At 45.5% G+C, this 11,895-nt stretch carries 8 protein-coding genes; all 8 read right to left on the bottom strand.

Annotated features, from left to right (window positions below; all coding sequences use genetic code 11):
- Nucleotides 1-30: 30 nt before the first annotated feature.
- The 8 genes from CZ379_RS18710 to CZ379_RS18745 all read right to left on the bottom strand — a co-directional run bounded on the left by CZ379_RS18710 (nt 31) and on the right by CZ379_RS18745 (nt 11,894).
- Complete coding sequence (locus CZ379_RS18710; RefSeq protein ID WP_110933005.1) at nt 31-687, bottom strand: GGDEF domain-containing protein; 657 nt, start codon at nt 685-687, stop codon at nt 31-33.
- Nucleotides 688-721: 34 nt separating this feature from the next.
- Nucleotides 722-3,880: a hybrid sensor histidine kinase/response regulator gene (locus CZ379_RS18715; RefSeq protein ID WP_234404954.1), complete on the bottom strand. Its 3,159-nt coding sequence runs from the start codon at nt 3,878-3,880 to the stop codon at nt 722-724.
- Nucleotides 3,881-3,909: 29 nt separating this feature from the next.
- The gene (locus tag CZ379_RS18720) at nt 3,910-4,578 is read right to left on the bottom strand and encodes a class D sortase (RefSeq protein WP_110933006.1); all 669 of its coding nucleotides are present in this window, start codon (nt 4,576-4,578) and stop codon (nt 3,910-3,912) included.
- Nucleotides 4,579-4,710: 132 nt separating this feature from the next.
- The gene (locus CZ379_RS18725; protein WP_110933007.1) at nt 4,711-8,181 is read right to left on the bottom strand and encodes an LPXTG cell wall anchor domain-containing protein; all 3,471 of its coding nucleotides are present in this window, start codon (nt 8,179-8,181) and stop codon (nt 4,711-4,713) included.
- 151 nt (nt 8,182-8,332) lie between these two features.
- The gene (locus CZ379_RS18730) at nt 8,333-8,800 is read right to left on the bottom strand and encodes a hypothetical protein (RefSeq protein WP_110933008.1); all 468 of its coding nucleotides are present in this window, start codon (nt 8,798-8,800) and stop codon (nt 8,333-8,335) included.
- Between the two features lie 146 nt (nt 8,801-8,946).
- Nucleotides 8,947-10,086, bottom strand: a complete 1,140-nt coding sequence (locus CZ379_RS18735; RefSeq protein WP_199925681.1) for a response regulator — start codon at nt 10,084-10,086, stop codon at nt 8,947-8,949.
- 25 nt (nt 10,087-10,111) lie between these two features.
- Nucleotides 10,112-11,209, bottom strand: a complete 1,098-nt coding sequence (locus tag CZ379_RS18740) for a sensor histidine kinase (protein ID WP_110933010.1) — start codon at nt 11,207-11,209, stop codon at nt 10,112-10,114.
- Nucleotides 11,199-11,894 (bottom strand): response regulator transcription factor, encoded by a 696-nt coding sequence (locus tag CZ379_RS18745; RefSeq protein WP_110933011.1) that lies wholly within the window; start codon nt 11,892-11,894, stop codon nt 11,199-11,201. Before CZ379_RS18745 ends, CZ379_RS18740 begins: the two co-directional genes overlap by 11 nt.
- Nucleotide 11,895: the final 1 nt, after the last annotated feature.

Raw genomic sequence — 11,895 nt, forward strand, 5'->3', positions numbered from 1 at the left:
TTGCAGGGCAGCGCGTCATTTGGATGATTCTTAAAATAGTATTTTCTTCTTTTTTAGCGAGTACTCCAGCTCCTTCAAATATTTATGCCTGTCCTCTCTGTACAGCGAATAACGGTTCCTTCCGAGCTTTTTCGCATGATACATCGCCAAATCAGCTTCAGCCATCATTTTTTGCCGATCAACATGCCGGCCTTCACTAACGCTGATTCCGATGCTGCCTGTCACCGTAATATTCCGGCCCTGGATTTCGAACGACCTGCTGATTTTATCCAAAATAAGCGCTGCGAGGATTTCTACCTTGTTCGGGTCGCAATTTTTCATTATGAACACAAATTCGTCGCCGCCGATTCGAAAGGCCAACTGATTTTTGTTTGTTATTTGCCGCAATCTTATGCTGACATCATGAAGAAGCTGATCTCCGGCCTGATGACCGTAAGTATCGTTAATTTCCTTGAAATGATCTAAATCGAGAGATAATACGGCAAGATGATCCTTCCCCTTATGGCGATTCCAAAAGTGATCAAAGCCGTTTCTGTTCATTAGTCCTGTTACAGCATCTGTATATGCAAGCTTCATCAGCATAGTCCTCTCACGCAGCAGTGACCTAAGAACAATAGTGATTCCAACCAGCATGGCACTTAACAGTCCAATGATGGTGATATAAATAATCCCAATATATTCTGCCATTTTCATCTCACATCCCATTTCACTTGAAAGACTCTCAAGCAATGATTTCAGCCTTTGGTATCGTAAAAGCAACGGTCGTTCCTTCGCCACCAACGCTGTTAATCCGCAAGCCTTGCCCGTATAGCTGCTTCAGGCGCCGATCCGTATTGATTAACCCAATCCCTCGTCGCGGATGCAATTCGGCATGAAGCAAGCCCTGCAGCTTCTCTTCCTCGATCCCTACCCCATCATCCTCAATTATAATTTCGGTGTGATCCGTACGATCAAGGATGCGAATGGTTACTGTCCCTCCGCTAACCCGAGTTAATAGCCCATGTCTTACCGAGTTCTCTACTATTGGCTGTATGGACAATGGAGGTAGGTGTACCATACTGTATTCTTGCAAATCCCAGACCACTTGCAGCCTATCGCCGAAGCGCTCCTTCTCAATATAAAGATAGGAGCGGAGAAGCTCCAGCTCGTGCTCAATAGGAACTACCCTCTGCAAGTTGCATACATCAAAACTAGTGCGCAGGTAGCTGCCAAATCGCTCTAGAAGAGCGGCCATCCTGGATGTGTCGGTGACACTAAGCGAGGCTACAGAGTTTAATGTATTAAATAGGAAGTGAGGCTGTATTTGTGCCTGCAGCCAAGCCGCCTCCATGCGAAGGCGTTCCATGATCGATTGCTTTAACTGAATCAGAGCACGAACCCTTGTTTTCAGTTCTAGTCCATCCATCGGCTTACTCAAATAATCATTGGCTCCAGCCTTAAATCCGGTTTCAATATCTTGAGGTCGGCTGCTTGCAGTCAAGAGCAGAATCGGCAGCTCAGAGATCGAATATTTGCTGCGAATTTTGCGAGTCAGCTCATACCCCGATATATGCGGCATCATCACGTCGGAGATGACTAAGTCCCATTCCCCTGAATCCAGCAATAACAATGCTTCTTCGGCGTTTGTCACAGCCGAAATATGGTACTTTTCCGCGGACAGCAAATATTGTAATATTTTTAAATTTACCGGGTCATCGTCCACAGCGATAATTTTAGGATGGTTATTGCATGGCAATATCCCTGAGCCTAAAATGTCCTCTTCTAAATTGGACAGCTTAGCGAGTTCATGAGACGTTACAAGTGACCATGGAGCTTCCTGTTGTTCCTCCACTGCTTCTCCAGCCGCAATTTCTCCTCCAGCTTCTTTTCCGGCTTCTTCCCCGGCGCCAGCCATAAGCGGCAAAGAAAAACTAAATACTGATCCATGCCTCGGCTCAGAGCGTAACTCCAAAGTGCTTCCATGTAGTTCGACTAACTGTTTGCAGATGCTTAATCCGAGTCCTAGCCCGCCTTCAGCATAGGTATTTCCTTGTTCATAGGGAAGAAATATTCTCTGCTGCGTTTCGCGATCCATGCCGATTCCGGTGTCGCGTACAAAAATATAAGCCCTCTGCTTCCTTACTTCAGCAGATAAAACGATAAAGCCCTCATTCGTATACTTTATCGCGTTATGCAATAGATTGAATAGAATTTGAATCAGCCGATTCTCGTCGGCAAAGACTCGAGGAAACGTATCCGGCACGTCCAAAATCAATTCTATTTTTTTGCTATCGCTTAAATAGCGAAGCATATCGAATATGCCTGAAGACGCTGCCAACAAACTTACGCTCTGCCAATTTAGTCGGATCTGTCCCTCCTTCAGCAGAGTAACGTCCAGCAGGTCGTTCAGCTGCAGCGACATCCTTTGCCCAACCTGAATAATAAGCTCTATATCGCTGCGATGCCGATCCTCCAAGTGATTTTCCCCATTATTCAGTACCGCCTGGGCCATATTGATCATGCCATGCAGCGGATTTTTTAACTCATGGGAGGTATTGGCAAGAAAGTCATCCTTGAGCTTGTCCGCTTTTTGCAGGCGGTCGGCAAGTCGCTCGGCATGAATCGTAGTCTGTGAGAATCGAATAAACCAAAAGGCGGCAAAGCCAAAAAAGGCAATGATGAGATCGAACGGATAGTAGGGCATATCCATCCAAAACCTGTTTTTCACGATTCCTCCGATAAAAATATTGTTGGAAATGGCAGCAGCCCCCAGTAGAATAAAAAAGGCCGACCTCTTTCCTTCTTTAATGGAACGAAAGGCTAATCCCGGGATAATCACGATGACAGCCAGCATGACAATTAGCAAAAAATAATTAGCTGCCCCAAGATAGTGCTCCGGCAATCCGAGGGTTATCATTATGCTAGCGACGCTGAATGCAATAACGGTACGGATCGCCTTCTTCAGATCCTTTCGGCCAAGCAGGGATTTCGTGCACAACATTAAAAAGTTCGCTAAGCAAATGTAGGTAACAATTTTAAGTTTGATCGTCCATTCCAGTTCGATAGGCAGCCAGACTAGAAGCAGTTTGTCATCATCGGCCAAAACGGAGAGAATGGCAAAGAAAATGGTTACGGCAAAATAGAGTAGTCCTTTGTTGCGATGACCCAGGACAAACAAAATGCCTGCATATATTCCATGCAGCAGCAGCACTACGCATACGATAATCTGCATCATTTCAGACAACAGCCTCTCGCTCACCATTGCGGACACAGTACCGAACTGGACGGACTGCACGATTCCCCCCATGCCGTAAATATGGAAGTTGGATACATGGAGAATAATATCGATCTCAGTTTCCTCGGTTTGAAAGTTGACCAAATAGGGAACGTTCCTGGCTTTATTCTGCTCTTTCGCCTCACCTGGCTGTCCCATTTGGCCATACCATTGACCGTTAATATACAATCTTGAAGCTGTCTGCACATTGGGAAAACGTATGGAATAGACCGAATCTGTATCTTGTATCAAAACTCGCAGTCGGTATGTTCCGTATTCGTACTCCCGATTTATTGAAGGGCTCCATTTGCCCGGAACTTGCATAATAACGCTGTCAATTTCAGTATGCTGCCCTATCTCTTGTCTATGCTCCCGCCCTTGTTCTTGCGTCGCTGCCGGTTCAACGTAACGTCCAGGATAGAACCTCCACTCACCGTCCAGTGTAATAATCTGTTGATCATCAAATAACCACTGCCTAAGATCAAGCACCCCCTGTTCTGCCTTAGGGTGCTCCGGCACCATACGAAACGAGAGCCATATGAACCGCAAACTGACCAGCAGAAGCAAAAATAAGCTGAGATAGAGTAAAGCTTTCCTAGCTGTCATCTGCTTCGTAGAAATGGTCACGACTAAACAATTCCTTTATCAAATAATGGTTATTCATCATCCATCTCTGCCTGCTTCGCATGTACGATTAAGCGATGAGTCGGGTTAACCAAGGGCTCGCAAGTAATTAAAGTCAGGACACGATCGCTGTCATTCCCCTCCAGCACTGATACGTCAGTAGGCTTGACTACCGAAATTTGATATACGGAATAGACAAATTGTTCTCCCTTGGATCGCACGACAATTTCATCCCCTACCGCAACCTCGCCCAGCCGATTGAACAATCGTCCAGTAGTTCGAGAACGATGCGCTGCAATGGCCGCATTGCCGATTTTACCTAAAGGGGCAGTCTCTGTCATATGTGCAGCTGCATGCTGCAAATTCTGTTTTGAAGCCCCTTCTAATACCGGTAGCTTCAAATCGATGGAGTCGATGATGATCGTACCTATGCCTTCTTCCTCTTCCATAGCGGCACTCTCCGCGATAACCCCCTCTTGTTCGGCCTCTGTATTCATTTCCTCCAGCCAACGGGACACTTCTGCATAGCTCGACATCAAGCCGGCATCCTTCCCCCCAGTCGTCTGAATATGATTCACTTCCGCATTTTCAATCGCTTGCAAAAGCCTATCCTGTTTATGCTCGCTATACAACACCGTCATCTTTGGATATAAAACGATGCAAATTCCGACAACAATAATTACGTACGCTAATTTACGCATAACATTTGCTCCTATTCATAATCTGTCATTCTACTTTGATTTGCCAAGTATACAATCACTTTCTATACAAATTCTCAACTTATCTAATGAAAAAAAACCTTTCCCTGTAAATACCGGGAAAGGTTTCGATCTTTAAGCTTGTTTCATTGCCTTACGTCTTAAGTAGACACCGAATAGAATCATAGCCAAACCTGCAGCATAGTAAAGCAGATTTGAGCTTTCTCCTGTTTTGGGCAGCTTGCTTACGCCTAAATCTGATTTGCTCGAACTGCCCTTCGCTCCTTGGGCCGCTCCAGTCTTGTCTTTACCATCACTGGCATTGGCATTCAAATCGTGATCCTGACTGCCCGCACCCGAGGATGGGGAATTACCGCCGTCCGTAGATGCATTCGCATCAGAGTCGTGATCCTCTTCATTCTCCGATGGAGTTACCGTTTCTTCCGGCTCAGGATCCACAGGCTGAGTGACCGGTGGATCTACCGGTGGCGTGACCGGCGGATTTACCGGTGGTGTGACCGGTGGATCTACCGGTGGTGTGACCGGTGGGTCTACCGGTGGATTTACCGGTGGGTCTACCGGTGGTGTGACTGGCGGTTCCACCGGTGGATTTACCGGTGGGTCTACCGGTGGTGTGACTGGCGGTTCCACCTCTTTTTCGTTGACAATAACGATTCTTTTGACATTCCCATCTGTCTTAATGCTTGCATCAAGTGTCAGATTAATAATCGTATCTAGTACAATATAGCCTTCCGGTGCTTCAGTCTCTTCTAGAACATAGTCACCGTAGAGCAAATCTGTAAACAACGCTTTTCCATCAACGTCCGTCGTTTTCGTTATCGCTGGTCTCTTGCCTTTGGCATCCTGCAATACGAAAACCGCGCCTTCCAACACTTGAGACGAATCGTCCTGATCGACTTTTGTTATTTCCAGATTACCTCTGATTCCCGAGCCTGTACCCGAACCACCAGAGGTTCTGACAATAATCTCTTTATTGGAAATCATTTTATCCGTCTTGATGCCTGTTCCCTCAAAATGAACCGTATTTCCGACTGCCTCGCCATTAGCGGCATCAATCAGCGTTTCATATTTCAATATATACGCTTCGGATATCGGAGCATTAAATGATAGTTCAAAATTGCCCGAATCGTCCGGGGCAATGTCAAGCGTGTAATCGGTACCTTCCTGCAATGGTATCAGACCCGAGACATCTTGACTAACTCCACCTGAACCCACTTTCGCTTTATACAAGCGGAAGGAATCCTCGACAAGTATCAGGTTCGACGTCGGTTCATCGATTATTTTAGCATTCTCGACATAAGATTGCCCGCGGTTAATGTATATAGTCCAATTAATCTTGTCGTCGTCCTGCTCGCCGCCTTTAGAGACAAACTCGCCGCCTTGCGGTATATTGGCATTGCCTTTCCAGGATGCCAGGGTTGTATTCCCCTCTCGAAGCAAAGCCTCATTCTCTACCGCACCTTTATCAATAATGACATTCTCCGGCAGGCGCGTCTTGAATTCAATCCAATATGGAGTGCTATCATCTACAGTATTGAATGTTAATTGAAGTTCATTTCCGTTGGCTTCAGTTGGCGGTGTCAAAGTATATTTCGATGGATCAACCGGGTCACCCTGCGATGTTCCATTGGCTGTACCTGTTAGGATCATTTCATGGATTTTCAAAGAACCATCGAGATACTCCTGCCCCTGCTTCAACGTATCTACAATAGCCGCATTGGTTAAAGACTTCTTATTGTAGTTTGATTTAATTGTCCAGGTTATTTCTTTTGCAGCAGCATCATATTTCCCCGTTTTAACTCCATTGTTTCGAGTATAGCTGTCAGTCGGGAATGTGGCTTCCGCCGTAACGTCTACCGGCGTGCCATCCATTTCTTCGCCCGTTATCGTCGCACGGTTAAGGAACCTGGATACGTCGTTGTTGTCCTTCCAATCCGGATTGAAGTACGTTGCATACGTTACCGTATATGCCCCGTTGATCGGCTGTTTGAAGTCAATCGTGAACCCTTGCTTCGCATCCGGTGCAGCAAAGTCATAATCCGCAGAAGCTGATAAGACGTTTCCATCCTTATCCTTCACGACTAAAGAGCCTTCCTTGAACTGCTGGCCGCTGTTCACAAACTCATCCGTTATGACGACATCCTTCATCTCATAGTTGTCTTGATTGATCACGATGCTCCAAAAGGCTTCCTTGGTATTATAATCTGTACTATCGTACGACTTTTGAATCACCAGATTTCTATGTTTCCGGGAAGCCGTTTTCGAACCGTATACAGCATCAGTGACCGTATTAAACACCGTTTCATCCATAAGGACTCTGCCGTTAGCCTTGGTATCATATTTAATGATGTATCCAGAGTTAATCGGATAATTGAACTTTAAATCGAAACCGGTTTTTCCGTCCGCCGCTTGAGCAGGAATAACCGTATAATCATTGCCCGCTCCTTCATTCAGAAGCGTACCTGTTTCCCGATCATGGACTTCAAGTGATCCTGCTACCAAGTGTTGAGTGTCATTAAAGCGATCTTGCAGAACTCCCTCTTGAATGTCCTTACCTCTAAAGTTATACTCGATAACCCAGGAGATCGTCCGTGTCTTCTCATCATACTTTTCAACTTCCTTGGTTAATACTTCGGGACGCTGAATCGGCACGGTATCTGACGCGGTAGAAGTTCTACTGCCCGTCAAGTTCGCCGTGTTAGTAAAGCTTGTTTCGTCCCCGTTGCCGACATCCGTCGTATACGTTATCCGGTATGCCGAGTCAATCGGTCCGTCAAAATCAATCCTGAACCCATCCAAGGATTGTGTATCAAGCGTATAGCCTGACGTAACTAGATCCCCAGGCTGAGTACTGCCGTCTACGTTAACATTCAGCTTATGAACCATGATCGAAGAAGCATCCAATGTAAGACCTGTAGGCGTCTCGTCCGTTATTGCAGCCTGATCCATGCGTTCCAGCAGTGTGTTCACATCAAGCACCCAGTCGATCTGCTTATCTCCTACATTTGTGCCTCTCTTATCAAGCAGCGAGCCTCCATCCGGCTTGAAGTGAACAATGGCTACCTGTTGTCCTCCCCGGATCGGGAACGGTATTGCCACCTCAGTGCTTCCCGTTATCGTGGTCTTGCTAAAGTTGGTGTGGAAAATGATCGTTCCGCCAACATCGGAGTACCCGCTTACATCCTCATCAAAAGTAACAACTACCTGGCCGTCCTTGGAGGCTGTAAACTTACCGATCTCAAGACCTTCTACTTCCAGAATTCCATTGACGCTGTTATACAGCTCAAACGCCTCTGGAATTTTGAACTCAAACGTACTTCCCTCTACGTAATCATGGCCATTTTCCAGTTCCCATTCATATTCCAGGGTCACTGGTGCTCCCATCACTATGCGATCGGCATCGGATTTATACACAGCGTCAATGACGCCTCCTGCCGCATCCTTAAGATGTACCCTGGTCAGAATGCTCTTGCTGTTGGTGCTTGCTCCCTGATTATCCGCACTTACCGGTGCCAGGCCAGCACCAATGAGGCTGTGAAGTAGAAGCATAACCGTAACAAACATAACTAATGCTTTTTTTCCCATACTTAACCTGTCTCCTATTTAGAACTTGTCTTCATTGCAAAGGATATACGTAAACATCCTCCCTTCGTCGTTTCTATAGCGGCATGCCCATCCTACAAAAACCGACTAGACAAATTCTCAACAAATAGAGGCAAAATATAAAAAACGCTTACTATTGAGCCAGTTTTAACAAAATAACATCATTCTCCTGCAGTTCTTCTTCATTTAAAGTGTAGAAGGAATAGAATTTCTTTCGTTTGACGGCTGCTACAAGCCATGTAAAGAAATCCTGGATCATATCGTCCACCCACTGACCGTCTTTTCTATATAGCATCCGAGGGTATACGATATGCTGCTTAATCGCTCCTTCCCAGCTAAATAAAAATGTATTCTCTTTGCCATGATGCAGCAATTGAAATTTAAAATTATCCTCGAGCAAATAGTTTTCATCGTTGCAGAAAAACAAAGGCCCCTTAGGTGTAGCTACGATTCCAAGCAATTGTCCTTCATGATTGATGTAATAACCTCTCCTAAACTCAGCTTGTTTCTCTCTAATAATTTCGACTTCTTTCATAGCAAGGAGATCCAAGCCTTTGCAAACAAAGGTAGAGCGATGTCTAAAGTTACGGATTAATGTCATAGTGCAGCTTTTCCTCCATATTCTTTTTAACTATGTCAAAGATTCTTATATTCATCATAATTAAATGCCCTATACAATTTCTAAACAAGGTGATAAAGCCTATTTTTCCGAGAAAAAAAGCCGCCTTTTCGGCGACTTCATCAAAATTACAGCTGAACCGTATTCATTTTCCATTGATTAAACCATTCGTTAATATACGAGCTTGGCGCTTCATTCAACTCCTGCTGAAAAATCTCTGCCAGCATTTCGTAGTGACGCTGTACCAAGTGATAATTGCCCAAGAAATCATGGATTTTCATAAGAGCTAAATGAGCTTCTTCTTCCAGTGAATGCTGCTTGCAAATCGCCATGTAATTATTTATGGCCTGATCGTATAGTTTCTCGTTCTCGTACCATTTAGCCAAAGCAAATGAGGCTTGCAGCCAAAGCTCCTTTAGTCGTTGGCGCTCACTCTCCGCCCACCAATAATCGCATTCTTGCAAATAGTGCCCTGTATATAGTCTTAACACTTCCGAGCATGGATCAACAAGCTCTGAAGTCAGAGGTAGCATCGTTTCCAGCCTGGATTCCCATTCCTCCGCGTCCAGAATAACTTTTTGAATTTTTAATATATAACCTTCGGTCGCATTGGCTATTTGAAACCGATCACCAAACGGCTCCAATGTTTTGCGGATATGATAAACTGCGGTGTAAAGCTGGGAATACACTTTATCCATCTCATATTCAGGCCAAAGTAAATCGATCAGAGCAGACTTTCGCACCAGCTGCCCGCGATGCTGGAGTAAATACAAGAATAATTCTTGAGCCTTAGTAGTTCTCCACTGCATAATAGTAAACTGCCCGGGAGAAGTTTCAATCGTGACCTGCTTCAGGACATTCATACGGATATGATCATCCTTCGGAGCCGGTTCATGCTCGGAAACAGCTCCCATCCGCGCATGAATGCGCTCAATCGTAATAAGTAGTCGTTCAGCAATGATCGGTTTGACGATATAGTCCAATGCGTTCAGCTCAAAGGCCTTGACCGCATGCTCATTGTAGGCAGTAACAAATACGATATGGATGTCCGGCTTCTTCTCCAATATTTGCTCAGCCAGCTCGATACCGTTAATCTCCGGCAGGCTGATATCGAGAAATATAACATCAACGTCCTGCTGCAATATTTCTTCTCTACCTATTAGAGGGTTGGTGTATTTGCCTAGCAATTCAATATGGGCTAGCTTCATCAACTGCCGTTCTAAATAATCCAGGGCTAGCCTCTCATCATCTACCAAGATTACCTTCATCATAGTTTACTCCTTCAACATCATGCTAAGGCTTCGATTTTCTTGATAACTTGACTGTAAATGCCGTCCGGTCTTCATCGCTATCCGCAAAAACTTCGCCGTAATGGAGATCTACGATGTGCTTGGCGATAGCTAGGCCGATTCCAGAGCCACCCGTATTCGTAGCCCGCGACTTCTCAACACGATAAAAGCGGTCGAACAAGTGAGGCAAATCCGCTTCCGGAATAGGCTCCCCATAATTTATGACCTCGGTGATCACATGATCTCCTTCCACGCGGCCGCGGATGTCTATATATCTCCCTGCACTGCCGTAACGGATTGCATTGGCAATCAAATTCTCATAAACCCTTCTCAGCTTGTCCCCGTCCGCGATAACAAAGAGCTGCTGCTCCCCGAAGAAGAGGCGGCATTCCATGTTGTTCTCCTGCAGCTGCCAGCCAAAATGCGCTATAATTTGATGAAGCATTTCAACGAGATTGATTCGGCTTTTGTAGAGCTTCATCTCTTTATTTTGCAGCCTCGTGAATTCAAATAGATCCTGAAGCAACTGCTTCAAGCGCAGGGATTCTTCGTATGCCATGCCCACATAATAACGAAGCTCCACCTCATCCTTGTACCGATCCTGCTCAATTAGCCCCAAATATCCGGTAATGGATGTAAGCGGGGTACGCAGATCATGGGAGACATTCGTAATGAGCTCATTCTTCGTCTGCTCCGCTCGTCTCTCTTCTTCGATCGATGTTCTTAAGCGATCCACCATGCGGTTAATATCTGTCGCAAGCTGACCTAATTGCCCTACATTATCTACAGGTATTTTGCGAGTAGAGCCTTCCTCGATGCGGTGCACTTCTTCAATGAGCAGGGTTAAATATTTCTGTTCATGGCGACGAATGCTGCGCCGATAGAAATAGAGCGCGAATAGCAATAGGATAGGAACTCCGGCGATATAATAAGCATCCGGATAACCGATGTTCCGATTCACCCAGGTCAACACATATCCAAGGGTAACCCAAGGAAACAAGGCATAAAAAAGCTTCGCAAGCAGCACCAAAATGAGCAGCGCCGCAATAGACGTAATAACAGTCCATAACAGCCACGTGAGGAATCTAAGGCTAGCTTTCAATTTTGTAGCCAACCCCCCATACGGTGCGAATCAATTTTTCGCCGTCCATCTCTTTCTCAAGTTTATCTCGTAATCGGCTAATATGAACGGTAACCGAATTGTTGCTCTCGAAATACTTGTCCTTCCAAATCAGCTCGAAAATTTCCTCTGACCCGAACACCCGACCGGGATGGCTTGCCAGCAGAAAGAGAATATTGAACTCGATCGGCGTCAGCTTAACAGGGCGTCCGTCTACCGTTGCGGTATGTGTCTCCTTATCGATTTGCAGTGAAGCCAAATTAATAATATGATCCTGCGGGGGCAAGGAGGGCTGCATATTATAGGACGAACGACGCAGCAACGATTTGACGCGCGCAATCAGCTCCAAGGGGTTGAATGGCTTCACCATATAGTCGTCGGCTCCGGTCATCAGCCCTGTTATTTTATCCATATCCCCATCTTTGGCACTAAGCATCAATATCGGCGTAGTACGCGTCTCTCTAATTCTCATGCAGACCGTAATTCCGTCCATACCGGGCATCATAATGTCCAGAATGACCAGATCGATTTGATCCTGCTCCACGATTTCCAGTGCCTGCAGGCCATGATCTGCTTTGAAAACGGTATAACCTTCATTCAGTAAATATATCTCGATTAGCTTCGCGATCTTATCATCGTCGTCTACAATTAAAATTTGTTTGCTCATC

Origin of the sequence: Paenibacillus bouchesdurhonensis, assembly GCF_900155685.1 — a bacterium.
GTDB lineage: Bacteria > Bacillota > Bacilli > Paenibacillales > Paenibacillaceae > Fontibacillus > Fontibacillus bouchesdurhonensis.

Bases quoted from the DNA above. Each gene is read 5' to 3' on its own strand.
- CZ379_RS18710 (WP_110933005.1), bottom strand. From the start codon at position 687: ATGGCAGAATATATTGGGATTATTTATATCACCATCATTGGACTGTTA.
- CZ379_RS18720 (WP_110933006.1), bottom strand. From the start codon at position 4,578: ATGCGTAAATTAGCGTACGTAATTATTGTTGTCGGAATTTGCATCGTT.
- CZ379_RS18725 (WP_110933007.1), bottom strand. From the start codon at position 8,181: ATGGGAAAAAAAGCATTAGTTATGTTTGTTACGGTTATGCTTCTACTT.
- CZ379_RS18730 (WP_110933008.1), bottom strand. From the start codon at position 8,800: ATGACATTAATCCGTAACTTTAGACATCGCTCTACCTTTGTTTGCAAA.
- CZ379_RS18735 (WP_199925681.1), bottom strand. From the start codon at position 10,086: ATGAAGGTAATCTTGGTAGATGATGAGAGGCTAGCCCTGGATTATTTA.
- CZ379_RS18745 (WP_110933011.1), bottom strand. From the start codon at position 11,894: ATGAGCAAACAAATTTTAATTGTAGACGACGATGATAAGATCGCGAAG.